General features: G+C 63.1%; 19 protein-coding genes. 13 read left to right on the top strand and 6 right to left on the bottom strand.

The features are described 5' to 3' along the window. Window positions 1-345: 345 nt before the first annotated feature. On the top strand, window positions 346-4,134 hold the full coding sequence (locus DRB19_RS08935) for a beta strand repeat-containing protein (RefSeq protein ID WP_162815629.1): 3,789 nt from the start codon (window positions 346-348) through the stop codon (window positions 4,132-4,134). 109 nt (window positions 4,135-4,243) lie between these two features. On the opposite strand, the gene DRB19_RS08930 is transcribed toward DRB19_RS08935, so the two are convergent. Then, window positions 4,244-6,571, bottom strand: a complete 2,328-nt coding sequence (locus tag DRB19_RS08930) for a sensor histidine kinase (RefSeq protein WP_114185689.1) — start codon at window positions 6,569-6,571, stop codon at window positions 4,244-4,246. 189 nt (window positions 6,572-6,760) lie between these two features. Beyond that, a complete protein-coding gene (gene pepN / locus DRB19_RS08925; RefSeq protein WP_114185688.1) occupies window positions 6,761-9,409 on the bottom strand; it encodes an aminopeptidase N in 2,649 nt (882 codons plus the stop codon). A 196-nt stretch (window positions 9,410-9,605) separates the two neighbouring features. Here pepN and DRB19_RS08920 point away from each other — a divergent pair, with 196 nt between their 5' ends. The 6 genes from DRB19_RS08920 (at window position 9,606) to DRB19_RS08895 (ending at window position 16,128) form a co-directional block, all read left to right on the top strand. Continuing rightward, a complete protein-coding gene (locus DRB19_RS08920) occupies window positions 9,606-10,046 on the top strand; it encodes a VOC family protein (protein WP_114185687.1) in 441 nt (146 codons plus the stop codon). A gap of 119 nt (window positions 10,047-10,165) precedes the next feature. Beyond that, the gene (gene xdhA / locus DRB19_RS08915) at window positions 10,166-11,653 is read left to right on the top strand and encodes a xanthine dehydrogenase small subunit (RefSeq protein WP_170148917.1); all 1,488 of its coding nucleotides are present in this window, start codon (window positions 10,166-10,168) and stop codon (window positions 11,651-11,653) included. A 3-nt stretch (window positions 11,654-11,656) separates the two neighbouring features. Next, window positions 11,657-13,984, top strand: coding sequence for a xanthine dehydrogenase molybdopterin binding subunit (xdhB, locus tag DRB19_RS08910; RefSeq protein WP_114185685.1), 2,328 nt, complete (start codon window positions 11,657-11,659; stop codon window positions 13,982-13,984). After that, window positions 13,981-14,952, top strand: a complete 972-nt coding sequence (gene xdhC / locus DRB19_RS08905; protein WP_114185684.1) for a xanthine dehydrogenase accessory protein XdhC — start codon at window positions 13,981-13,983, stop codon at window positions 14,950-14,952. The genes xdhB and xdhC overlap by 4 nt, the downstream gene beginning before the upstream one ends. After that, the gene (locus DRB19_RS08900) at window positions 14,949-15,434 is read left to right on the top strand and encodes a nucleoside deaminase (protein ID WP_114185683.1); all 486 of its coding nucleotides are present in this window, start codon (window positions 14,949-14,951) and stop codon (window positions 15,432-15,434) included. Before xdhC ends, DRB19_RS08900 begins: the two co-directional genes overlap by 4 nt. A 70-nt stretch (window positions 15,435-15,504) precedes the next feature. Continuing rightward, complete coding sequence (locus DRB19_RS08895; RefSeq protein ID WP_114185682.1) at window positions 15,505-16,128, top strand: urease accessory protein UreE; 624 nt, start codon at window positions 15,505-15,507, stop codon at window positions 16,126-16,128. A 205-nt stretch (window positions 16,129-16,333) separates the two neighbouring features. On the opposite strand, the gene DRB19_RS08890 is transcribed toward DRB19_RS08895, so the two are convergent. Continuing rightward, a complete protein-coding gene (locus DRB19_RS08890; RefSeq protein WP_114185681.1) occupies window positions 16,334-17,140 on the bottom strand; it encodes a phospholipase A2 family protein in 807 nt (268 codons plus the stop codon). A 231-nt stretch (window positions 17,141-17,371) separates the two neighbouring features. Here DRB19_RS08890 and dusA point away from each other — a divergent pair, with 231 nt between their 5' ends. From dusA to DRB19_RS08875, 3 genes are all read left to right on the top strand, one after another. After that, window positions 17,372-18,385 (top strand): tRNA dihydrouridine(20/20a) synthase DusA, encoded by a 1,014-nt coding sequence (gene dusA / locus DRB19_RS08885; RefSeq protein ID WP_114185680.1) that lies wholly within the window; start codon window positions 17,372-17,374, stop codon window positions 18,383-18,385. 258 nt (window positions 18,386-18,643) lie between these two features. After that, window positions 18,644-18,922: a hypothetical protein gene (locus DRB19_RS30740; protein ID WP_210207456.1), complete on the top strand. Its 279-nt coding sequence runs from the start codon at window positions 18,644-18,646 to the stop codon at window positions 18,920-18,922. A 52-nt stretch (window positions 18,923-18,974) separates the two neighbouring features. Beyond that, entirely contained in the window at window positions 18,975-19,781 is an 807-nt protein-coding gene (locus DRB19_RS08875) for an ADYC domain-containing protein (protein ID WP_210207455.1), read from the top strand. Window positions 19,782-19,790: 9 nt separating this feature from the next. Here the strand turns inward: DRB19_RS08875 and DRB19_RS08870 are convergent, their stop codons facing one another. Genes DRB19_RS08870 through cobS form a run of 3 tightly spaced genes read right to left on the bottom strand, consistent with a single transcriptional unit; the run spans window position 19,791 to window position 21,535 of the window. Further along, window positions 19,791-20,504, bottom strand: a complete 714-nt coding sequence (locus DRB19_RS08870) for a retropepsin-like aspartic protease family protein (RefSeq protein ID WP_114185678.1) — start codon at window positions 20,502-20,504, stop codon at window positions 19,791-19,793. A gap of 4 nt (window positions 20,505-20,508) precedes the next feature. Further along, window positions 20,509-20,709, bottom strand: a complete 201-nt coding sequence (locus DRB19_RS08865) for a DUF1289 domain-containing protein (protein ID WP_114185677.1) — start codon at window positions 20,707-20,709, stop codon at window positions 20,509-20,511. A gap of 16 nt (window positions 20,710-20,725) precedes the next feature. Continuing rightward, entirely contained in the window at window positions 20,726-21,535 is an 810-nt protein-coding gene (cobS, locus tag DRB19_RS08860; protein ID WP_114185676.1) for an adenosylcobinamide-GDP ribazoletransferase, read from the bottom strand. A gap of 119 nt (window positions 21,536-21,654) precedes the next feature. On the opposite strand from cobS, the gene cobT reads away from it, so the two are divergent. The 3 genes from cobT to DRB19_RS08845 are packed head-to-tail and all read left to right on the top strand — an operon-like array spanning window position 21,655 to window position 23,876. Further along, window positions 21,655-22,680 carry a nicotinate-nucleotide--dimethylbenzimidazole phosphoribosyltransferase gene (gene cobT / locus DRB19_RS08855; RefSeq protein ID WP_114185713.1) on the top strand — a complete coding sequence of 342 codons (1,026 nt, stop codon included), beginning with the start codon at window positions 21,655-21,657 and terminating at the stop codon, window positions 22,678-22,680. A gap of 2 nt (window positions 22,681-22,682) precedes the next feature. Next, window positions 22,683-23,201 (top strand): thermonuclease family protein, encoded by a 519-nt coding sequence (locus DRB19_RS08850; RefSeq protein WP_114185675.1) that lies wholly within the window; start codon window positions 22,683-22,685, stop codon window positions 23,199-23,201. A 39-nt stretch (window positions 23,202-23,240) separates the two neighbouring features. Then, window positions 23,241-23,876 (top strand): uracil-DNA glycosylase family protein, encoded by a 636-nt coding sequence (locus DRB19_RS08845; protein ID WP_114185674.1) that lies wholly within the window; start codon window positions 23,241-23,243, stop codon window positions 23,874-23,876. The last annotated feature ends 138 nt before the right edge of the window (window positions 23,877-24,014 follow it).

Genomic DNA, 24,014 nt, shown 5'->3' with positions numbered 1-24,014 from the left:
GGTAATTGGACGGATCTGCTCCCAATCGATGACCAAGCTCCCATCCGGGATCAAGATTGGCTGATCATAACAGAACCAGGCAATGGCGATCAGCCCTGGCCAGGGATAGAGACCCAGTGGGACACAATCACCACGGACAGAGGAACATTCTGGGTCAATCAATATGGAGATACCTTCAAAGGGTTGCCTCTCTATTGGCCGCTTCCCGATGGTGAGCCAAACTATTACGAACCTCCCACATTAGTTGGTATCGGGGAAGTTTTTGGGATTGATACTCCACCTGGTGAACGCCTCAATAAGTACAGGATAAAAGGCCAGAACAGTCCGTCTAAGGACACGTTCTTCATGCGTGATCGGTCTGATGGATCAACGGATGACGGCGCAGGTGATGTGATCCGCGAAGGCTACATGATCTATCGCGGCGAATATGCCATCAAAATGATTTACGGCACATCTGCTAGCGATGTGATTGAGGGCGGCGGCTGGGTCTTGGCCGGCCTCGGTAACGATTTAGTCTACGGCAATGAGCAGGATGACACACTCATTGGAGCTGCCGGCGACGACACGCTCCAGGGAGGGGCCGGAAACGACACGCTTGGCGGCGGCGGCGGTTCCGACGAACTGCAAGGCGGCGCAGGTGACGACCTGCTCGAGGGCGAAGGCAATGACGATGTTCTCATCGGCGGCGCTGGCGACGACACGCTCGCGGGCGGCGATGCCCTTGATGACCTTTACGGCGGCGCGGGTGACGACCTGCTCGCGGGCGAAGACGGCGACGACACGCTCGATGGCGGCGCTGGCGCCGACACGCTCAAGGGCGGGGGCGGGTTCGACACTGTAAGCTACGAGAATGCTCAATCCGGTGTGGCCGCGAACCTCAAGACCGGCGGGACCTTGGGTGATGCCGAGGGTGATGTCTATGAAAATATCGAGAAGCTCATCGGCTCGCACTACAGCGACGTGTTGACCGGCGACAGTTCCCACAACGAGCTTCAGGGCGGCTTCGGCGACGATACCCTTGATGGCGGATTCGGCCGGGATACGCTTTATGGCGGCGCCGGCAACGACACGTTGATCTGCCGCACCGGCAACGAGTGGGATCTGGTCTATGTCGGCTTCGATCAGCTCAACGGGGGCGATGGCTTCGACATCGTGTCCTATGTCACGTCATCCTCCCAGGGCGTTCATGCCAGCCTGATGAAGGGTGGACGCGTGGGCCTTGAGGCAGAGACCTATTCGAGCATCGAAGGACTGGCCGGCACCTCGGGCAACGATACTCTGGAGGGTGACGCCGGCGCCAATGGCCTTTACGGCAATGGCGGCAACGACACCGTTTATGGCTATAGCGGCCAGGACACTCTCGAAGGCGGGGACGGCGATGACAGCCTCTCCGGCGGCAATGAAGCAGATACTCTTACCGGCGATGCAGGCAACGACACGCTCCATGGCGGCACCGACAACGACGCGCTGACGGGCGGGCTAGGTGCAGACCTGCTCGACGGTCAGGGTGGCTTCGACATCGCGGCGTATGACGATGCCGCCTCCGGCGTGATTGTCGATCTTGCGACAGGCGGCATGGCCGGCGAGGCGGAAGGCGACATCCTCGTCGACATTGAAGGCCTGTCAGGCTCCGCCCATGGCGACCTGCTCAGCGGCAATGACGGCGCCAACCTGCTCGCCGGCAACGGCGGCAACGACAGCCTAAACGGCGGCGCGGGCGACGACACCCTCGACGGTGGCTTCGGTGACGACAAGCTCTCTGGCGGCGTTGGAGCCGATGCCCTCGATGGCGGCTTCGGCGACGATGTGCTGAATGGCGGCCTCGGAGCCGACACCTTGATCGGCGGCGAAGGCTTCGACGTGGTGTCCTATGAGGATGCGGAAGCAGGGGTCGAGGCAAGTCTTGCTGTCGGCGCCGAGTCTAACGGTGACGCGTTCGTCAGCATCGAAGGCCTATCGGGGTCCGTACATAATGATCACCTCGTGGGTGACGCGGGCGACAATCGGCTCCTTGGCAACGCGGGTGACGACTTCCTGGAAGGCGGCGTCGGCAATGATCTGGTCGATGGCGGCGAAGGCGACGACCTTCTGTCGGGCGGCTTCGGCAACGATACGCTCAATGGCGGAGCCGGTTTCGACGTGGCGACCTATCTCCATGCCACTGGCGGCGTTATGGTCAGTCTGGCTGACGGGGTCGCGGGCGGCCATGCGGCCGGCAACGATAGCCTCACGGGCATCGAGGCCGTGGTTGGATCTCGCTTCGGCGACACCCTGATCGGCGACATGGGCGACAATTCCCTGATGGGCAACGAAGGGTCCGACCGTTTGTTTGGCGGGGCGGGCACCGATTTGCTGAGCGGCGGCACGGGAGACGACATCCTGGCTGGCGGCGCTGGTGCGGATAATCTCGTTGGCGGCTTTGGCTGGGACGTGGCATCCTATGAAGGCGCGCAATCCGGCGTCGCGCTCGATCTTTCCATGGTCGGCACGGGCGGCGATGCCGCAGGCGACAGCTTCAGCGGCATCGAGGCCGTATCCGGCTCCGCCTATGGGGATCAGCTGACAGGCGATGCGAGCGGCAACATGCTGTCCGGCAACGATGGCGATGATCTTCTTGACGGCGCAGACGGCAGCGACACGCTCGACGGGGGTGCCGGCAACGATACCCTTGATGGAGGGTTCGACAACGATACGCTCAATGGGGGCGCGGGCGCGGACATCATGTTCGGCGGGGAGGGCAACGATGCTCTCGGCGGCGGCAATGATGACGATGTTCTCGATGGCGGCAACGGCCGGGATGCTCTCGATGGAGGCTTCGGCAACGATACGCTCATGGGCGCGGCAGGGGCTGATGCCCTGTTCGGCGGCGAAGGACACGACGTTCTCGCTGGGGGTGATGGAGCCGACACGCTTATTGGCGGCGCCGGCAACGATGCTCTCGATGGCGGTGCGGACGACGACCGTCTCGTCGGCGGCGCCGGCGCCGATGCCTATATCGGAGGCGATGGCGAGGACAGCGTGAGCTATGAGGATGCGCAGTCAGGCATCGTGGCGAGCCTCGAGACCGGCGGTGTCAGCGGCGATGCGGCCGGCGACACTTTCACGGGTGTCGAGATCCTGCTCGGCTCCGCCTTCGACGACCGGCTCACCGGCGACGCCGGCAACAACACACTGGTCGGCAATGGCGGCAACGACAGCCTGAGCGGCGGTGCCGGTAACGACGTATTGGACGGCGGCAACGGGGACGATACCTTGGCGGGAGGAGCCGGAGCCGATGGTTTGATTGGCGGCGCCGGCTTCGACATGGCGACCTACCACAGCGCAGGCTCAGGGATCGTAGCCAGCCTCGCGGCGGGCGGCGCAGGCGGCGATGCAGCAGGTGACACATTCAGCCGCATCGAGGCTCTGTCAGGCTCCGCTCATGACGATCAGCTGAGCGGCGACATGGGCAGCAACCTGCTGGCCGGCAATGGCGGTGCAGATCTCCTTGAAGGGTTTGAAGGCAACGATACCCTCGACGGCGGCGCCGGCAACGATACGCTTGCAGGCGGCGCTGGCGCGGACCAGCTCAAGGGCGGCGACGGTCAGGATGTGGCGGATTATTCCTCTGCCGGCACCGGACTGCGCGTGAGCCTCAGGGCACCTTCCAGCAATACGGGCGACGCCGCTGGCGACACGTTCCAGTCGATCGAGAACTTGAACGGATCAGCCTATGACGATCTGTTGACGGGTGATGGATCCGCCAACGATCTGTGGGGCAATGCCAGCAATGACACCCTTGACGGAGCCGGGGGCAACGACACCCTTTGGGGTGATCGCGGGAGCGACGTCTTTGCGTTCGGCACGGCCTTGGACGGCGTGCACAACGTGGACCGGATCATGGAGTTCGATGCGTCCGAGGACATCATCCAGCTTAAGGCTGACATCTTCGCAGGCATCCGCTCGGGCCTACTGGATCACGCTGCCTTCACGGTGGACCGGAACGCCACGCAGACGGATCACCGCATCATCTACAACGCCGACACCGGTGAGCTGTACTATGACGCGGACGGAAGCGGTCGTGAGGAGCAGGTTATGTTCGCGGTGGTGACGCCGGGCACGGCCCTGACCTCGGATCACTTCCTGATGATCTGACGCAAGTCCACAAGAGGACGACCACCAGGACAAAAGGCGTGGCGCTCAAAGCGCCACGCCTTACTTGTTAGGCCTAAAGGCGGATGGACTGATAGCCAGAGGGAGCTGCTTAAGCTGCCGCATCCGCCAGAGCGATATCCGCGTTGGTCGCTTCGGTGAGCGGCAAGTGCACAAGAACGATGGTGCCGATGCCTTCATGGCTCTTGATGCGCAGCGTTCCCCCATGCAGTTCGGTGAGCGAGCGGGCGATCGCGAGGCCCAGTCCCGACCCCTTGTAGCTCTTCGAGAACTCGGTTTCCACCTGCTCGAAGGGGCGTCCGAGCTTCTGCAAAGCATGGGCCGGGATGCCGATGCCGTCGTCCTCGACGTAGATGTTGATGGCGTCTGCGGCCTGACGCGTGCGCACCGTGATGCAGCCGCCTTCGCTTGTGAACTTGGTGGCGTTCTGCAGCAGGTTGACAAGGATCTGATGGATCGCCCGCTCGTCCGCTGGTACGACGATGTCCTCGGGAATGACGTCGACTGACACCGAAAGGTTCTTGGCGCGGATCTGCTCGCTCACCAGCTTGATCGCCCGCTGGATCGACGCATGAACCTCGATCGGCTGCTTGGTCAGGCTGGTACGGCCGGCCTCAATGCGCGACATGTCGAGAATGTCGTTGATCACGGACAGGAGATATTCGCCGCTCGAACGGATGTCCGTGCAGTATTCCTCGTACTTGTCGGAGCCAAGCGAGCCGAAGATGCCGCTTTGCATGACTTCGGCAAAACCGATGATGGCATTGAGCGGCGTACGCAGCTCGTGGCTCATGTTGGCCAGGAACTCGGACTTTGCCCGGTTGGCGCTCTCAGCCTGCGCCTTCTGGTCGAGATAGCGCTCGGCTAGGTCGGCGAGCTGGTGCGTCTGTGCTTCAAGCTTTTGACGTGACTGCTTTAGATCGAGAACAGTCGCGATCAGTTCTTTCTCAGACTCGACCAGACGATGCTCATGGCGTTTGAGCGCCGTAATATCAGTGCCAACGGACACGTAACCACCGTCCTTCGTGCGCCGTTCGTTGATCTGCAGCCAGCGGCCGTCCTGAAGCCGCGCCTCGAACGTACGCGAGCCGACATCCTGGTTCTGCGCGCGGACAAACTGGTGTTGCACTTCCGGAGGACGTCCAAGGGCCATGACTTCGGCATAACTCATCCCCTGAAGGGCGGCATCGGCCGGCAGCTCGTGCAGCTTCTGGAACTTGGAATTGAACAGGACGAGGCGGTTGTTCGCATCCCACAGAACGAAGGCCTCTGAGATGGCTTCGATCGCGTCGTGCAGCCGAGCATCGGCCTTGGCGGTCTTCTCTTCGAGCTTGCGTTGCTCCGTTACGTCGACCGCAATTCCCACGAGATGGCTTGCTGCATCGTCGGGATCGTTCATCAACTCGGCGCGGGCGCGCAGCCATACCCAGTCACCGGTTATGCTGCGAATGCGGAACTCATAGTCGACCAACGAGGTGCTGGCGGAGGCAAGCTGCTCAGCGAGAGTATAAAGATCCTGGTCCTCGGGATGGATCATGCTGTTGACTTCGCCGAAGGACAGGAACTCGTCCTGCCGGTCGTAGCCGAGGAGTTCGTACATGGAATCGGACCAGTAGATGCGTCCGCGTCCGATGTCCCAGTCCCACAACCCGCAACGCCCACGGTTCAGGGCGGAGTCGATCCGGTCGCGCACCTTCTCGCAGACCTCGTCGGCCGCCTGTGCGCGATTCGCCTGCATGACATAGGCAATGCCGATGCCCAAGAGCACCATGATGGTTGCGCCGAGCAGAGAAACGTGACCGATGGTGCGCTTCCACCATCCCGAGAACACCTGCGGCATCGGCTGGATGATGGCGATCTGCCCGGCGGACGCCGCCAATGAGCGTACCGTGGCGATGCCCTCGCCGCCACTGGCGAGCTTGATTGTCATCACGCCGGCCCGATCAGCAAAGAGCATCAGGGGCTGCGCGTCGCCGAGCACATCGCCCAGCGTGCGCGGAGTATCTTCGTGCGCAGGGTAGACGGCCTGGACGGCGCCAACTTGATCGACGAGGAGCACGGTGCGCCCGTTTGCCAAAGCGTTCGACGGCATGCTCTTGGCAAGCTCGTTCAACAAAGCTGCCGCTGCGGCACTGTTGGCTGGCGCTGCGCGTTCCCCGAGCTTTGCCGCCGATAGGGACGCGACAATATCGATATCGCTGATGGCGTCGATGAGGGTGTCCTTGCGGCCTTCGCGAACCTGGATCCAGGCGCTCGCCGCAAGAGTAATAAGGAAGAGTGCGAGAACCGCGGGAACGGCCAGTCGAAGCAGTGGCTCGTATTGCTCAAGTCGCCGATAAGTCGGGTTCGCGTCCGATCGCGCCACCCCTAGAATCGTACCCGCGCGTGCGGGTACGCATGCGGACACCGCCCCCGCCATGCGATTCTTCCTCCGGAATCCGTTTATGTCCCTATTCGGAAGGACGTTGCCGCATCTCTCCGAATCACCATCAATAGAATCACGGGCGAGTGATTTGTCTAGCTATGCGATCATCTAGGTTAACAACTAATTTAAAGCTAGATTTCCGCAGCCCGCAAGCTAGCAATACGCAATAATATCAAATACTTGTCAGACTTGTTGCTCCTCAAGCGAACGTTGCGCAATGTCGCTCACATCGCGGGAAAGATTGGGTTTTCCAGCGATCCGAAGAAGCGCATTTTTCGCGTGTGATCGGCGCATTTTTTCCATCATTCGCCACGTGCCGAACGCCGTGAGGAGGCGCGCCGCGAGTTGAGGGTTGAGTTCATCAACGCGCAGGACAATTTCGGCCAGGAAATCGTACCCTGACCCGTCGGCGCGATTGAACTGCATCTGATTCAACATCGCGAAGCTTCCCACGAGAGAACGCACGCGGTTGGGGTTACTTATCGAAAATCCGGGATGACTCATCAGGCGACGCACGCGCTTGAGCGTTGCGTCCTCAGGAATTGCAGCCTGAAGCGTAAACCATTTGTCGAGCACGAGTGGTTCGTCGCGATACCGCTCCTCGAATGTGTCGATAGCATGTTCGCGGGCGTCGCCAGGCAGCGTCATCAACACGTTCAGCGACGCGAGACGGTCCGTCATGTTGCTCGCCGACTCAAACTGTTCGCGCGCGGTCCTCTCACCCAGATCAGGGTCTGCGCCCGCCAGGAGATCGAGGGTCACGTTGCGCAGGGCGCGGCGGCCAGCGCTGGCTGCATCCGGGCTATAAGCCCCGGTATCAGCGAGCCCTGTATAGAGTTCCTGGAGGTTACCGCGACATGCTTGTCCGATGCGGCGACGCATTTCGATGCGGGCGTGATGGATAGCATCGGGGTCGATGTCCCGACCGATCTCCTGGGCAATATCGGCCTCACTCGGAAGGGTTAGGACCAGAGCAGCGAATGCAGGATCTCGCATAGCGTCGTTGCTGATGAAAGAATTGAGCGCTGAGCTCAATCCCAACATGTCCTCGTCGAGGATCGGATCTCCCTTCGAGAGGCTTACCAACAGACGCATTGCTACGGTTTGGGATGCCTCCCACCGGTTGAACGCATCCGTGTCGTGCCGCAGCAGGACGAGAAGTTCCTCGTTCGACAAATCAAGCGATGTCTTCACAGGAGCCGAGAAACCCCGGAACACGGAAGGCACTGGGGGCGTCGCCACATCCTCGAAGGTCAGGCTGTCGGTCGTCTTGTCCAGCATGAACACGCCATGTCGGCTCACGCGCTCGCCCGTTGCTTGCAGGGGCCGTCCGTCCCGCGCGACTAGACCGAGCACGACCGGAATGGCCATGGGCTCCTTGACGGGCTGCCCGGGCGTGGGCGGCGTGACTTGCTCGAAATCGAGCCGGTATGTCTTGGCGCCCTCGTCATAGGCGCCTCTGACAGTGACCCGCGGGGTTCCCGACTGGACGTACCAGCGCGCGAAATGCGAGAGGTCGCGTCCGGTCACATCCGCGAAAGCTCTTAGGAAATCCTCCACCGTGGCGGCCGTGCCGTCGCAGCGCTCGAAATAGAGGTCCATTCCGCGCCGGAAGTCTTCGTCGCCGATGATCGTCTTGAGCATGCGCACGATCTCGGCGCCCTTCTCATAGACCGTCGCGGTGTAGAAGTTGTTGATCTCGCGATACTGGGCGGGCCGCACGGGGTGGGCGAGGGGGCCCGCGTCCTCGACGAACTGACGGGCTCGAAGGGTCTTCACCTCGGCAATTCGATGCACGGGCCGTGAGCGCTCGTCGGATGAAAATTCCTGGTCGCGGAAGACCGTCAGGCCCTCTTTCAGGCAAAGCTGGAACCAGTCGCGGCATGTGACGCGGTTGCCCGACCAGTTATGGAAATACTCGTGAGCGATGATCGCCTCGATGTTGGCGTAGTCCGCATCGGTCGCCATCTCGGGCGAAGCAAGCACATATTTATCGTTGAAGATGTTGAGGCCCTTGTTCTCCATCGCGCCCATGTTGAAATCGGACACGGCCACTATGTTGAACACGTCGAGATCATATTCCCGGTCGAAGACCCTTTCGTCCCACCGCATGGAACGCTCAAGCGCATCGAGCGCATAATCAGCGCGGTTCTCCTTTCCGGGCTCCACATAAACCGCAAGCTCCACCTCTCGGCCGCTCATGGTTGTGAAGGGCTTCGCAATCTTCCCCAAGCGCCCGCCTACGAGGGCGAACAGATAGGAAGGCTTGGGGTGCGGGTCATGCCAGACCGCAAAGTGTCGGCCGGTACCGTCCACATCTCCGGACTCCACCAGGTTGCCATTCCCGAGAAGGACGGGCGCCTCGTCCCGGCCCGCCTCGATCCGGGTGGTGTAGACCGCCATCACGTCGGGCCGGTCGAGGAAATACGTGATGCGCCTGAAGCCTTCGGCCTCGCATTGCGTGCAGTAGTTGCCGCTGGATCGGTAGAGGCCCATGAGCTTGGTGTTCGACGTGGGGTCGATCTCGGTTTCGATGGTGAGCGTGAAGGGCCGCCGGGGCGGCTGAGCGATCACCAGCTCCTGTGGCGAAGCTTCGAACTCACCGGCTGGCAGGGCCCGGCCGTCGATGGCGAGCGCCTTGAGCTTCAACTCGTCCCCGTCGAGCCTGAGCGGCGCGTCCGCGCGTCCTTCCGGATTCGGCCGCAGGGCGAGAATTGCGGTGATCCGCGTCGCCGTCGGATGCAGCCGCACATCCAGCTCGACACGGTCGATCAGGAAATCGCCGGGCCGGTAATCCTCAAGCCTCACAATCTGGGCCGTATCGGTGCGCATCGGGGAGCTTTCGTCTCGGTGTTACTTTATTTTGATTTATGGTCTGGTCGATGCAGTGCAAGGCTTTCGGATGCAGGGCTTCAAAAACTTAACGCTTATTAAACATCACCAAGCTTTCCTGGTGCTGGTGTCCCGTGGCTCTTGATCTCCTGGCCAAATGCTCCATCACGTAGCATCAGCCAATGGGGAGACCACGATGGAATACCTGCACACGATGGTTCGCGTTTCGAACCTCGACGAATCCCTCGACTTCTTCTGCAACAAATTCGGGCTTGTCGAAGTACGCCGGACGGAGAACGAGAAGGGGCGCTATACCCTTGTGTTCCTCGCGGCCGATGAGGACGTGGAGAAGGCCAAGGACACGAAGGCGCCACTCTTGGAATTGACCCACAATTGGGACGAAAATGAATACGAGGGCGGGCGCAATTTCGGCCACCTCGCTTATCGGGTCGACGATATCTACGCCTTCTGCCAGAAGCTGATGGATGCGGGCGTGACCATCAACCGTCCGCCTCGGGACGGATACATGGCCTTCGTCAAGACGCCGGACAACGTCTCCATCGAGCTCCTCCAGCGTGGCGAGCCCAAGCCGCCCCAGGAGCCCTGGGTCTCGATGCCGAACACGGGAACCTGGTAAGCCTTGCAAACCAAGGGAAAGCACGTTGGCCTCATGCCTTCGCGGCACCGCTGGCGAAAAGGTCTTGCTCCGCCATTCGACCCGGCTCACCATAGGGAGCCGGGTGTAACCGGCGGAGGATGATAGTGACACGAGAAGCGATCCGCTTTTTGCGCCAGGGACGAGTCGTAGAGGTCACGGGCTTTCACCCGCGCACGACGCTTCTGGACTACCTGAGACTTCAGGAACGCAAGGTCGGTACCAAGGAAGGCTGCGCCGAGGGCGATTGCGGCGCATGCACCATTGCGCTCGGCCGCGTGAGGGACGGGCATGTGCATTACGAGCCCGTCAATGCCTGTATCCTCCTGCTGGGCCAGATCGATGGCGCCGAACTCGTGACCGTCGAGGACTTGGCTGCGGAAGGCGATCTGCATCCGGTGCAGGCCGCCATGGTGGCGCACCACGGCTCCCAATGCGGCTTCTGCACCCCTGGCATCGTCATGAGCCTCTTCGCCCTTTACCATGAAGGCCGGCAGCCCTTGGGCCGGGACGCGATCAATGATGCGCTTGCCGGCAACCTTTGCCGCTGCACCGGCTATCGGCCCATCGTGGATGCAGCGCTCGACGCCTGCAGCCGCCCGCCCAACGATACGTTCTCGGCGAATGGCGAAGCTCGGGCGAAAGCGCTGGTGGAGCTTGCGGACGGGCAGGACATCCTGATCGACGGGGAAGACCGGTTTTTCGCAGCTCCCGCCTCCGAGGCACCGCTCGCCGCGCTCTATGAGCGACATCCCGATGCAACCGTGGTGGCAGGCTGCACGGATGTAGGCCTGTGGATCACGAAGGGGATGAAAGAGCTCGATAAGATCATCTGGCTCGGACGGGTGGCGGAGCTGGGCCTGATCGAGGAAAATACAGAGCGTCTCGTCATCGGCGCGACGGTGACCCATGCACAGGCTTATCCGGCCCTCGCACGCATCGATCCCGATCTCGGAGAGATCATGCGCCGGTTCGGCTCCGTGCAGGTTCGCGCCTCGGGCACGATCGGCGGAAGCATCGCCAACGGCTCGCCCATCGGTGATCTTGCGCCGGCTTTCATCGCCCTCGGGGCGGAGCTTGACCTGCGCCAGGGTGACGAAAGCCGCACCATTCCATTGGAGAGCTTCTTCATCGCCTACCGCCAGCAGGATCGCGCCCCGGGCGAATACGTGCGCCGCGTGGGCGTGCCGAAGCTGAAGGCGAACGAGACGTTCCGCGCGTACAAAGTTTCGAAGCGGTTCGACGAAGATATCTCGGCTGTCCTCGGAGCCTTCAGGCTCACGCTCGACGGCCGCCGCATCACGGCGGCGCGCGTTGCGTTCGGCGGCATGGCGGGGATCCCGAAGCGCGCCGCCGAGACCGAGCAGGCGCTCGTCGGATTGTCTTTGGACGACCCCTCCTCCTGGGGCGAGGCCCTTGCCGCCACCAGGCGCGACTACCAGCCCCTCGACGATCATCGGGCCTCGGCCGCCTATCGCGGGACGGTCGCCCGTAATCTCCTGTTCAAGGCCTTGAGCGAAACCGCATCCGGCCAGACCCTTGCCACCCGCATCGTCGGCCGACGCGAGACGCTCGAGGCGGCGGAGTAGGTCATGAACGCGCCGACCAAACCCGCTGACGCTGAAGCGCTCCGTCACGTTCGCCAGCCTCTGCCGCATGATTCAGGGCTCAAGCACGTCCAGGGATCGGCCCAATATATCGACGATATCCGCGAGCCCGACGGGACGCTTCATGTGGCCATCGGGCAGTCTCCGAAGGCCCGCGGACGGCTCCTTTCCCTCGATGTCTCCTCCGTTCGGGCTGTGCCCGGCGTCGTTGCGGTTCTGACGGTCGCGGATGTGCCGGGCAAAAACGATGTGTCGCCCGCCTTCGGCGACGATCCTCTCTTCGTCGAGAGCGACATCGGCTTCGTCGGCCAAGCCGTTTTCGCGGTGGTTGCTACCAGCCGGGACATTGCGCGCCGCGCGGTCAAGTTGGCCGTGATGGAAATCGAGTCGGAGAAGCCCAGCATCACCGTCGAGGACGCCCTGGAGCGGGGCGAGACCGTCTTGCCGGATTATGCCTTCGGACGCGGCGACGCGAACGCCGCCATCGCGGTGGCTCCGCGCAATCTCGAGGGTCAGTTCCATGTGGGCGGACAGGAGCACTTCTATCTCGAAGGGCAGGTTGCGCTTGCGGTCCCGGGCGAGGACGGAGACGTGTACGTCTATTCCTCGACCCAGCATCCCAGCGAAGTGCAGCATGTGGTGGCCCGTGTGCTGAACATTCCGGACGCCTACGTCACCTGCGAAACCCGCCGCATGGGTGGGGGCTTCGGCGGCAAGGAAAGCCAGGCAACCCAGTGGGCCGTCACGGCGGCGCTGGCGGCGCAGGTGACGGGGCGCCCGTGCAAGCTGCGGCTCGACCGGGACGACGACTTCATCCTCACCGGCAAGCGGCACGATTTCCGCTGCGACTGGAAGGTCGGCTTCGACCAGGAGGGATGCATCCAGGGCTATTCGGTCGAGCATCTCGCGCGCTGCGGCTACTCGGCTGATCTCTCGGGCGGCGTCGTCGACCGGGCGATGTTCCATTCGGACAACGCCTATTGGATGCCGGCCGTCCATGTAGGGTCGAAGCGCCTGAAGACCAACACCGTGTCGAACACCGCCTTTCGCGGTTTCGGCGGGCCTCAGGGGATGCTCGCCATCGAGCACGTGATGGACCAGATCGCCTGGGCGACGGGGCGCGACCCGCTCGATGTGCGCTATGCGAATTTCTACACGCGCGACGGCAACCTCACGCCCTTCGGCATGGAGGTGGAGGAGATCGACACCCTGCACGGCCTCGTGCGAACCCTGGAGCGTACCACCGACTACCGCGTCCGGCGCGAGGAGATAGCCGCCTTCAATGCATCCTCGCCCATCATGAAGCGGGGACTGGCGCTGACGCCGGTGAAATTCGGCATCAGCTTCACGCTCACGCATCTCAATCAGGCAGGCGCACTGGTGCACGTCTATCAGGACGGGTCCGTCCACCTGAACCACGGCGGCACCGAGATGGGGCAGGGGCTCTACATCAAGGTCGCGCAAGTGGTGGCCGAGGAGTTCGGTATCTCCATGGATCAGGTCCGGATCACCGCGACGACCACCGCGAAGGTGCCGAACACCTCACCGACGGCGGCCTCGTCAGGCTCCGATCTCAACGGCATGGCGGCGCGCATCGCGGCAGGCGCGATCAAGCGCCGCATGATATCTCATGCGGCCGACGCCTATGGCGTGCCGGAAGAGCAGATCGAATTCCGCGACGATCGGGTCTTCATCGGTAACGAAAGCATCTCGTTCCCGGAGCTCGCCCGCAAATGCATCCAGGCCCGGGTGCAGCTCTCGGAGGCAAGCCACTACAGCACGCCGAAGATCACCTGGAATCGGGAGAAGGCGACGGGCCGCCCGTTCTTCTATTTCGCCTATGGGGCAGCCTGCTCCGAAGTGATCATCGACACGCTGACGGGCGAGAACCGCCTGCTGCGCGCGGATATTCTCCACGATGTTGGCAAGTCCCTGAACCCAGCCATCGACATTGGCCAGATCGAAGGCGGGTTCGTGCAGGGGATGGGTTGGCTCACCACGGAGGAGCTGGTGTTCAACCGCGACGGACGCCTGCTCACGCACGCGCCCTCGACCTATAAGATCCCGGTGTCGTCCGACGTGCCGGCGGATTTCCGCGTTGCTCTTTATCCCAATGCCAATCGGGAAGAGACGATCTACCGTTCGAAGGCGGTGGGCGAGCCGCCGATCATGCTGGCGAACAGCGTGTTCTGCGCGCTGGCCGATGCGGTCCATTCGCTCGATCCATCGAAGCCTGTGCCGCTTGACGCACCGGCCACTCCCGAGGCGATTCTTCGCGCCTGCGAGGCCCTTCGCGGGAGACCGATGGGGTGAGAGTCTGGCGGCAGCTCGCCGATCTTATTGGCCAGCACGGTTCTGCGGCCCTGATTACCGTTCACGAAGTCAAGGGCTCCGCACCCCGGGAAGTCGGGGCGCATATTGTCGTGCGTCCGGATGGGGCCTTCCACGGCACCATCGGGGGTGGGCAACTCGAATTCCGCATGCTCGACATTGCCCGCGACATGCTGCGCGGGGGACGCGGGGCAGCCCGCATCGTGGATCAGGCCCTTGGGCCCGATCTCGGCCAATGCTGCGGCGGGCGCGTCAAGATCCTCATCGAGACGTTCGATGGACGCGACCTGGAAGACATCAAGCCTCTCGTCGACTCGGAGGCGCACGGCGTCTTCGAGGTCGAGTGCCGCCTCGACCAGGGCCGCGTGATCCGTGACCTGTCGTCGGCGGTTGGGGACGACAAGGCGACCCAGTGGCGGGAGACCCATGGCGAAGCCCGCACGCCGGTTCTGATCTTCGGGGCGGGGCATGTCGGGCGCGCTCTTGCTTTGGCGCTCGCGCCCCTGCCGTTCTCGGTTCGCTGGCTCGACGACCGGGAGGATGCGTTTCCTGGCCATGTTCCGGCCAATGTGGCGGCGGTGCGGATGCAGGATCCGGTCGGAGAAATCGCCCAGGCCGACCCTCGGTCGCTCATCCTGGTCATGACCCACGATCATCCTCTCGACATGGCCATTACGGCGGCTGCCTTGGGCCGGGACTTCCCCTATGTGGGCCTCATCGGCAGCGACACGAAGCGGGCTCGCTTCGAGAAGCGCTTTCGCGAATTAGGCCTGAGCGAAGCCCGCATCCGCTCCTTGGTCTGTCCGATCGGGATACCCGGGATCGTCGCCAAGGAGCCGGCCGTGATCGCGGCATCGGTCGTAGCCCAGCTCCTCCAGGTGCGCGAGCGGGGAGCCCTCGATTCAAAATTCTCGCCACCCGTCCCCGCAAACGATAAAACCGCCCCATGACCGATCCCAAATCAGACGATCAGCGCTACCTCGCCCGCGCTGTGGCCCTTTCCCGCGAGCATATGAACGACGGCGCAGGCGGTCCCTTCGGGGCCGTGATCGTGCGCGACGGCGAAGTGCTGGCCGAGGGCTGGAACCGGGTGACCTCCACCAACGATCCGACCGCCCACGCGGAGGTCACGGCAATCCGCCGGGCGTGCGAGGCGGTGGGGGATTTCGCCCTGCACGGGGCGACGCTCTATACGAGCTGCGAACCATGCCCCATGTGCCTCGCCTCGGCCTATTGGGCCCGGGTCTCTCGCATCGTCTACGCCAATACCCGCCAGGACGCCGCCGCCATCGGCTTCGACGACAGCCTGATCTACGACGAGATCCCCAAGGCGGTCGAAGAGCGCATCATCCCCATGGACCACCTGCCGAGCCTGGAGGCTAGGGCCGTCTTCGACGCCTGGGCCGACAAGCCCGACAAGGTCAGCTATTAGCCGTTGGGTTTATCCAACCCGGCTCCCTATCTATAGAATTCGCGATCATCCTTACCCGAGACACAAAGCCATGCCCCGCGTCGCCACCATCGTCCGCAAGCCCGCCGTGAAAGCCGACCGCGTGGTCGATACGGTCACGCTCGATCACGCGACCCGCAACCGCCGTCAGGCGCGGCTGACGGGGGAGGGCGGGACCGAATTCCTGCTCGATCTCGACATGGAAACGACCATCAACGACGGCGATGCCCTGCGGCTCGAGGACGGGCGTCTCGTCCAGGTCAAGGCCGCGGCCGAGCGCCTGCTGGAGGTGCGGGCCGAGAACCCGTTGCGCCTCATGCGGCTGGCCTGGCATCTCGGCAGCCAGCATGGCCTCGTCGAGATCACCGGCGATGCGGTTTACGTGGAGAACAATCCAGCGGTCTCGGAACTGGTGCGCGGGCAGGGCTGCGTCGCCACCCCGGTGGAGCGCCCGTTCCGACCAGAGCGCAGCGCCCATCACTGCGACCACGACCATGGGCATCACCACAGACATGACCACCATCATGGTCATGCCCATGCTCACGCCCATGCTGAGGCCCACACGCATGAGCATCACGATCATGCTCACCACGAACACGACCACCATCATGATCATCATGAGCATGGTCCTGGCTGTGGGTGCGGCCATCACCACGGGCACAAGCACGATCATTAAAGGGGAGTTTTTGCTCTCCGGATTATACTCAGCCTCGCCCTGAGCGTCAGGCTCATAAGAGGGAAAAGCGCGCAGCCCTCATCCTGAGGAGGGCTGCGTCTCGAAGGACGAGGGCGTCTCCAGAGACCACTGAAACCTCCTTCGAGACGCAGCCTCACGGCTGCTCCTCAGGATGAGGGAGAGGTCCCTTTAGGAGAGTGGCTGATCAAACGCCAAAGCAATGGAACTCGCTCAGCTTGTCGGCAAGCACCGCGAGAGGCGCGTGATCCCCGTCGGGTAGTGCATCGACCAGATCAGCGACCCCTTTGCCCCCAAGGAAATCCTCGACGAAATCTCCGAGTTTGCCGAAGTCTGCGATCTTCTCGACGTTGACACCCTTCTGCGCCAACAGGGCAAGCGCCTCTTCGGTGCCGAAATCGAACGAAACGTCCGCCAGAACGATGGGAAAAACCGGTTCCCCATTCGGACCGATGGATTCAACAAGGTCCGCAAGCTCCTCGGCGAGCCGGTCAGTGATGGGGTGGTTGACCGAGGCGAGGGCGACGCTGAGCTCTCCGAGCCAGGACACGAGCCCCGCCACCTCGTTCGGCTCCGGCGTGATGCTGCCCTGGTGAATGAGATCGACGGCATCATTGACGATGCCCTCAATGTCGAGGGTGAGAAGCAACTCCGGGTGCTTGTTGACCACGGCAACCTGATAGAGCATCGCCAGTATGGCGGCTCCGCCATAGGCGTCGCCCTCTCCGGTCACGGCATTCTCATCCAGACCCTGGATACCTTTGATTAGCTTTATGTCCGCGAACGCGCGAAGGAGCTTGTCCGGCTGGTCATAGGCCATGTCATGTTTTCGGAACTTCCTATCCAGCGGGTCTTCGGGTTGGACCGAGTAGTCTCCTGGTTCGGTGTCCGCGACGAACTTCCCGCCCGACCAATTGACGCCGCCATACTTGCCGTAGGTCGGGATAGGAAAGCCTTCGGGACCCTCGAACGGGATGAGCCAGTTGATCTGCATAGATGAGCCCTCTCTCAAGGAAGCTGAATTCTGCTAGGTGTCGGAGTGTCGGGCTCAAATCACAGGCGCAATCGGGCTAGAATGCGGTAGCGCGGCCATATGGTTTCGGCCGGAAAAGCCGCTGTGACACAGGCGACCGCTTATTTTCCTTGTGATCCGCGCCCCCATATTGGAAAAGCCCCTACGGGACGATCCGCACCCAAGGTTTTCTGCTCAAACGACAATTTCTACATGACACAGAAGTTCTTTACCGTTGCGCCCATGATGGATTGGACTGATCGGCACTGCCGCTCGCTCCATCGCGTCCTGTCGCGCCGGGCGCGGCTCTACACCGAAATGGTCACGACGGGTGCGGTGATTCACGGACCGCGCGAGCGGCTTCTGGGTTTCGACGCGGCGGAGCATCCTGTCGCGGTGCAGCTGGGCGGGTCCGATCCCACGGAGCTGGCCGCGGCCGCGCGGATCTGCGCCGATTTCGGTTATGACGAGATCAACCTCAATGTGGGCTGCCCGTCGGACCGGGTACAGAACGGCCGTTTCGGGGCCTGCCTCATGCAGGAGCCCGCTCTCGTGGGCGATTGCGTGGCCGCCATGAAGGCCGCCGTCAGGCTTCCGGTCACGGTAAAGTGCCGTATCGGCGTCGATGATCAGGACACGGAAGAGGCCTTGAATCGTCTGACCGACAGCGTGGTCGCGGCAGGTTGCGACGAGCTGACCGTCCATGCCCGCAAGGCCTGGCTTCAGGGGCTTTCTCCTAAGGAGAACCGTGATATCCCGCCCCTCGACTATCCGCGGGTCTATCGCCTGAAGCAGGCGCGGCCTGACCTCCCGGTCGCCATCAATGGCGGCATCCGCAGCATGGAAGAGGCTCACGAGCACTTGCGGAATGTGGACGGCGTCATGCTGGGCCGCGTCGCCTATCACGAGCCCGAGATCCTCCTATCGGTTGACCGGGAGCTTTACGGCGAAGAACCTCCGGTGGCCGATGCGTTCGAAGCGGTCGAAGCTTACGAGCCCTATGTAGCGGCCCGTCTGGCGGAGGGCGTACGCCTCCACTCGATGACCCGCCACATGCTGGGGCTCTTCACCGGTCGTCCGGGTGCGAGGGCTTATCGCCGCCATCTGGCGACCGAAGCCACGAAGCCGGGCGCGGGCCTGCAAACGCTGCGGGATGCCGTTGCCGATGTGTCGCGTTCGGACGTTCGAGCAAGCCAGTGCGTCGAAGGTCTTGCGGCAGTTGGTTGACCCAACGGCAATGTATTGCGTCTGCCATCTGTGAGTTGTCAGAAGTAGATTTCCGGCAACCTATAGGGCTAATTCTGTAATTTATAGTTGATTTATGCAACTATAGGTTAATGGTGCAGGTGCGTTTCCTCACATTGCTGAATAAAATCACAAAAATTGCGCTGCCAGACCCTTTTTTGTAATATTGTTCGGCCTAAGTTCTAGGCGCGGACGGCCAAGTTCATCGGCTTTCCGCGCAACATGAACATGGAGAAGATGATGTCGACGTGGTCTAGCAAGGCATTTCTCGCCGCTGTGATTGGACTTTCTACCGTTGCGGGCGCCAATGCCTTGGAAGTTGCGAACGGCCTCAGCGCAAATGGCTTGAGCGCTAACGGCCTGAGTGCGAATGGCCTCAGCGCGAACGGCTTGAGCGCCAATGGCCTGAGTGCGAACGGCCTCAGCGCCAATGGGTTGAGCGCGAATGGCAACTCCTCCGTTGCGGCGCAGGTCGAGGCCGTCATCCTGCATGATGGCTCCCGCATCAGCATCAGGTGAGCCGAACTGCACCGATCCTCTTCCGATCTACCCCTCGCTTCGGCGAGGGGTAGTGATTCACGCCTCCATGCGCACCTCCATCTCGGTCATTCTCCTTCGAGCCTCGCTGTTGTGGTTTGTCACCACTGGGGCTGCCTTCGGCGCCAGTGGTCAGCTTCGAGCTCAGGGAGCCGAATTCGTTCTCCAGCTTGAGGATGGAAGAATCCTGAAGCGCGACGCCCTGGTCGGGTTGAAGCTGGTCTTGGCTGGCGAGACCGGAGGGACTGAAATTCGGATCGATGCCGTCGACGAGGACGCGGGGGCCGTGGGCGGACCGATCCCGCTCTACCGCTTGTCCTTGGTCCATCCGGCTGATCCGGCCTCGGCCGATTTCTGCCGGCCCGATGCTTATGGCCGACGTGCAGGCTTTCCGCTTTCCGATGGAGCAGGAGGGTTCCGCCTGACCTGCACCAGCGGCGCCGAGGGCAAATGCGTCCTGATGGGATATCGTCCTTGGGAAGACACTGAGGACATCCCGATGAAGGATCTCCACCGCGCCTGTGTTCACATGCTCCGCGCCGATTATGGGGGTGACGATCATCCCAGCACGAGGAATGGCACCGTCATCGACATTTATGACCGGTTCGGGATCCAGAAGGCCGAACGGGTCGGCGGCATGCGGTTCGAAGCGGCCTGGGGCCGTGATGGAGCCCTATGCGTCGCACATCCGCGCATTGCAGAAAACATCAGCCTTGAGGATATTGGCCGCCGATATCCTGCCCTGGCGGGTTTCCTCGGTCCTGCTTCGTGCGACGAAGATGCCATGAAGGCGGAGCCCAGAGCGCTACTGTTCAATCGATCTCCCGCGCCGTTGCCCTGACGAGAGGCGTCAGCTCGGCCGCTTCTGGCCGTCCTTCGACCGCAGGATCAGGCGGTTGCCGCGCACCTCGTAGGAGGCGAGGCGTTCGAGGAACGTCATGCCTAAGAGATTGGCGTGCAGGACGCCTGATTTGGCGATGAGCGCCCGCACGTTCTTTTCCGTGATCGGACCCACTGACAGGCTCTCAATGATCACGGGAGCCGCCAGCGCCGTGCCGTTGGCGGTCGAGACCGGGATGGAATAGCTCAGGCTGTCCGGCTTGAATCCGAGGGCGGCCGCGTTCTCGGCTCTGAGCACGACCGTGCTGGCGCCCGTATCGAAGATGAAGCGGGCCTCGTGCCCGTTGACGCGGCCGGAAACCACGAAGCTTCCGTCGGTTTTGCGCGCAGTGACCACCTCGCCGCCCGGCGTGACGACGGTCCGGCCCGAGCCGATATCGCCAATCGCGCGATCAAGCGCCGCCGACAGTTCGTCCCGCGAGGCGTAGAGGACGAGGAGGCCCATGAGGATGCCGCCGCTGATGGCGATGGCCTGGACGCCATGGGTCCAATGACGGAGGAAGCCTTCGATGATGGTGCCTGCCATGATCAGGGTAGCGGCGCAGAACCCCAGAAGCAGCGAGGCCTCGACCGGCGTGAGACCAGCGATGGGCGTTTCCCCGAACAGACCCAGCAGGAGCGCGGCTCCCAATAGAAGGCTGCTGACGCCGCCAATGCCCGGCATCGCGTTAAGCCTTATCAGACTTGAGTTCGAGTTCGAAAGCCTTGCGCATACGTTCCGGCAGCTCGGCCATGATGCGCAGGCGCTCCTCCTCGGGGAGCCTGAACCAGCGGGCGATTTCCTCTCGCGTGCGGCCGCAGCCCTCGCACAATCCCGATTCGGGGTCGAGGATGCACACGCGGATGCAAGGGCTGGAAACGCGGCTCATCTGACCTCCATGTCGGTTACGGCCCCGTTATGGTCAAGAGGCCGATGAGCGCGGCGATCTCGGCGACCTGTTGGGCCGCGCCTGCGATGTCTCCTGTCTGGCCCTGGATATGGCGTGCCGAGAGCCGCGTCAGGCCCCAGCCGGAAAGCCCGGACAGGACCAGCATCAGGCTGATCCCTGCGGGAGGCAGGTCCGATATCACGCCGAGCCCGACAGTCATGGCGGCTGAAAGCGCTGCCGCCCACCAGAACGTCTCGCGAGTCGGCTGGCCAACCGCGTAGGAGGCCCCGTCGAGCCTTGCCGGAGGCAGCAGCACCAGCGGCATCAACCCGGCCGTGCGGGACAGGAGCGCCGCGATCAGCACGGCCGCGAATGCTGCTGGCGAATCGACGCGGCTCACGAGAGCCGCCAGCGCTCCGATCCGCAGGGCGAAAGCCAGGATAAGGGCGGCGGTGCCGTAGGAGCCGATCCGGCTGTCGCGCATGATTTCGAGCCGCCGCTCCCGGGTCGCGCCGCCGAAGCTGTCCGCGGTGTCGGCGAGGCCGTCCTCATGGAAGGCCCCTGTGGTCAGGGTCATGGCGGCGACCGACAGGGTGGCGGCGAGCCAGGGTCCAAGGCCGACCCCAAGGGCTCCGATCAGCACGAGGGCCGGAAGAAGGCCGATCACGGCCCCGGCCACCGGAAGAACGCGCGTCAGCCTCGGGAAGTCCGGCAGTCCATGGGGATCGTGCTCCCAGGGCAGGGCGGGCACCGGAAGGCGGGAATAGAAGCGCAGGCAGCAGGCGAGATCGACGCAGAGCGCCTGCCATGCCTCCGCCGGCCGCATCCTGGCCTTTTCCAAATGCTCGGACATGCTTCACCCCGCGTGGATCCCCCGCTATAGGTCACGCCTCTCAGAATTCTTCAATGCCTCTTTCTTCGATGCCCTATGGGGCGGAGCCCTTCATGACCGACGCCGTTTCCTCACCCTACGACGATATCCGCCGCCTGATCACGACCATGCCGGGTCCGGACGAGGCGGCGGTGGAGGCGGTGCGGCTGAGGGAGCGCCAGTTGACCAAACCGGCGGGCAGCCTGGGCCGTCTCGAATGGCTCAGCGAATGGCTTGCCGCCTGGCAGGGCAAGCCCAATCCGACGGCGGATCGCCCGCTGGTCTGCGTGTTCGCCGCAAGCCATGGGGTCACGGCGCGGGGCGTATCGGCCTATCCATCCGAGGTGAACCGGCAGATGCTGGAAAACTTCGCGGCCGGAGGGGCCGCCATCAACCAGATCTGCGCGTCTCTTGGCCTCGGCTTCAAGGTGTTCGATCTCGCCATCGACATGCCCACCCACGACATCACCGAGCGCGAGGCCATGGACGAGAAGTCCTGCGTGGCCACCATGGCGTTCGGCATGGAGGCGATTGCGGGTGGCACCGACCTCCTCGCCGTGGGCGAGATGGGAATCGGCAACACCACCATCGCGGCGGCCATCTACACCGCTCTCTATGGCGGCCCGGCCGGGCACTGGGTCGGCCGGGGCACCGGCGTGGACGACGAGGGCCTTGCGCGCAAGGTGGCCACCGTCGAAGCGGCAATCGAGCGGCACAAGGATCACCTGAAGGACCCGCTTGAAATCCTGAGCCGCCTTGGCGGTCGCGAGATCGCCGCCATCGTGGGCGCGATCCTGGCGGCCAGGATGCAGCGCATCCCGGTGGTTCTCGACGGCTACGTGGCGACAGCCGCTGCGGCCATCCTCCACGCCATCCATCCCTCCACCATCGACCACTGCATCGCCGGGCATCTGTCGGCGGAGGGCGCCCATCAGGACGTGCTGGCGCGACTGGGCAAGATCCCGCTTCTTGCCCTCGGCATGCGCCTCGGGGAGGGGTCTGGCGCGGCGCTGGCCGTCGGGATCGTCAAAAGCGCAGCCGCCGTTCACCGGGACATGGCGACCTTCGGGCAGGCTGGGGTGTCCGAGCGGCTGTCCTAATCATGCGTGGCCGTTATCGCTCCCGCCGGTCGTCCTGGAGCGGGCTGAGCTCGCTTTTCATCGCCTTGGCGCTTGCCGCCGCCGCGTGGTCGTTTCTCAAACCGAGCGGACGCCTTCTGGAAGGGCGGGCCCATGCGACGGACGGCGACACTATCCGGATCGGCGAGAACCGCCTGCGCCTCATGGGCATCGATGCTCCCGAGCTGCGGCAGACCTGCACCCGGGACGGTAGGCCTTATGCCTGCGGTGAGACGGCCCGGGAGGTGCTGATCGGCATGATCCAGCGCGAGCAGGTGGAATGCCGTTCCTCCGGGCGCGACCGGTACAAGCGACTGCTCGTACGATGCACGGCAGACGGCCGTGACATCAACGCCGCCATGGTGGAGGAGGGTTGGGCCGTGTCCTATGGCCGGGATTATGAGACGGAGGAGGCGCGGGCCCGCCGCCGTTCCGCCGGTTTGTGGGCCGGCGAGTTCGACCGCCCGCAGGACTGGCGCAGGCAGAACACGCGGGCGAATTGACGCTTCGCGATCCCAAGCGCCGATCCCTATCTGACAGGGATGAATTCTCCTGCCGACTTTGATGAAATCGTCCAAAGCCTGAGAGCCTGCCGCATCTGCCGCGATGCGCCCCGCTATGGTGGACCGTTGCCCCACGAGCCCCGTCCCATCATCCAGGGCAGCGCCACCGCGCGCCTGTGCATCGCCAGCCAAGCGCCCGGTACGCGCGGCCATGCCATCGGCATCCCGTTCCCGGACCGCTCCGGCGCAAGGCTTCGCGCTTGGCTGGGACTGGACGAGGCGACCTTCTACGATGCCTCCCGGGTGGCCACCGTCCCGATGGGCCACTGTTTTCCGGGCCAGGACGCCAAGGGCGGCGACCTGCCGCCGCGCCGGGAATGCGCCGAAGTCTGGCGAAGGCCCATCCTCAATGCCCTGCCGGACGTCGAGCTGATCCTGCTGATCGGCCAATATGCGCAGGCTTGGCATCTCGGCGACGATTTCCGGGACGGGCTGACCGCGACGGTGAAGCGCTGGCGGGACATTCTCTCGAGTCCACGCCGCCCCCGCATCCTGCCCTTGCCGCATCCGTCCTGGAGAAACAACGGCTGGCTTAAGCAAAACCCCTGGTTCGAGGCCGAGCTTTTGCCGGTGCTGCGGGCCGAAATCCGAACCATGATGAGCCTTGATGGATAAGTATCCGGTCGAAAAGAGTTTAATCTCAGGCTTGTGCGTCTCAAAAATGATTGGATAAAGACTTTACTTTGGAATCGGATGGCTCGGTTAATCAAAATAAAAGAGAAATAATTATTACGCTAATACCTCACACAGTGG

Source organism: Microvirga aerophila, assembly GCF_003332305.1.
Taxonomy (GTDB): domain Bacteria; phylum Pseudomonadota; class Alphaproteobacteria; order Rhizobiales; family Beijerinckiaceae; genus Microvirga; species Microvirga aerophila.
Note: the sequence above shows the minus strand (reverse complement) of the source record. Positions and strands in the feature narration are given on the sequence as shown.

Coding starts and splice junctions, on each gene's coding strand:
- DRB19_RS08935 (WP_162815629.1), top strand. CDS start 346: ATGCGTGATCGGTCTGATGGATCAACGGATGACGGCGCAGGTGATGTG.
- DRB19_RS08930 (WP_114185689.1), bottom strand. CDS start 6,571: ATGGCGGGGGCGGTGTCCGCATGCGTACCCGCACGCGCGGGTACGATT.
- pepN (WP_114185688.1), bottom strand. CDS start 9,409: ATGCGCACCGATACGGCCCAGATTGTGAGGCTTGAGGATTACCGGCCC.
- DRB19_RS08920 (WP_114185687.1), top strand. CDS start 9,606: ATGGAATACCTGCACACGATGGTTCGCGTTTCGAACCTCGACGAATCC.
- xdhA (WP_170148917.1), top strand. CDS start 10,166: ATGATAGTGACACGAGAAGCGATCCGCTTTTTGCGCCAGGGACGAGTC.
- xdhB (WP_114185685.1), top strand. CDS start 11,657: ATGAACGCGCCGACCAAACCCGCTGACGCTGAAGCGCTCCGTCACGTT.
- DRB19_RS08900 (WP_114185683.1), top strand. CDS start 14,949: ATGACCGATCCCAAATCAGACGATCAGCGCTACCTCGCCCGCGCTGTG.
- DRB19_RS08895 (WP_114185682.1), top strand. CDS start 15,505: ATGCCCCGCGTCGCCACCATCGTCCGCAAGCCCGCCGTGAAAGCCGAC.
- DRB19_RS08890 (WP_114185681.1), bottom strand. CDS start 17,140: ATGCAGATCAACTGGCTCATCCCGTTCGAGGGTCCCGAAGGCTTTCCT.
- dusA (WP_114185680.1), top strand. CDS start 17,372: ATGACACAGAAGTTCTTTACCGTTGCGCCCATGATGGATTGGACTGAT.
- DRB19_RS30740 (WP_210207456.1), top strand. CDS start 18,644: ATGTCGACGTGGTCTAGCAAGGCATTTCTCGCCGCTGTGATTGGACTT.
- DRB19_RS08870 (WP_114185678.1), bottom strand. CDS start 20,504: ATGCCGGGCATTGGCGGCGTCAGCAGCCTTCTATTGGGAGCCGCGCTC.
- DRB19_RS08865 (WP_114185677.1), bottom strand. CDS start 20,709: ATGAGCCGCGTTTCCAGCCCTTGCATCCGCGTGTGCATCCTCGACCCC.
- cobS (WP_114185676.1), bottom strand. CDS start 21,535: ATGCGGCCGGCGGAGGCATGGCAGGCGCTCTGCGTCGATCTCGCCTGC.
- cobT (WP_114185713.1), top strand. CDS start 21,655: ATGACCGACGCCGTTTCCTCACCCTACGACGATATCCGCCGCCTGATC.
- DRB19_RS08850 (WP_114185675.1), top strand. CDS start 22,683: ATGCGTGGCCGTTATCGCTCCCGCCGGTCGTCCTGGAGCGGGCTGAGC.
- DRB19_RS08845 (WP_114185674.1), top strand. CDS start 23,241: ATGAATTCTCCTGCCGACTTTGATGAAATCGTCCAAAGCCTGAGAGCC.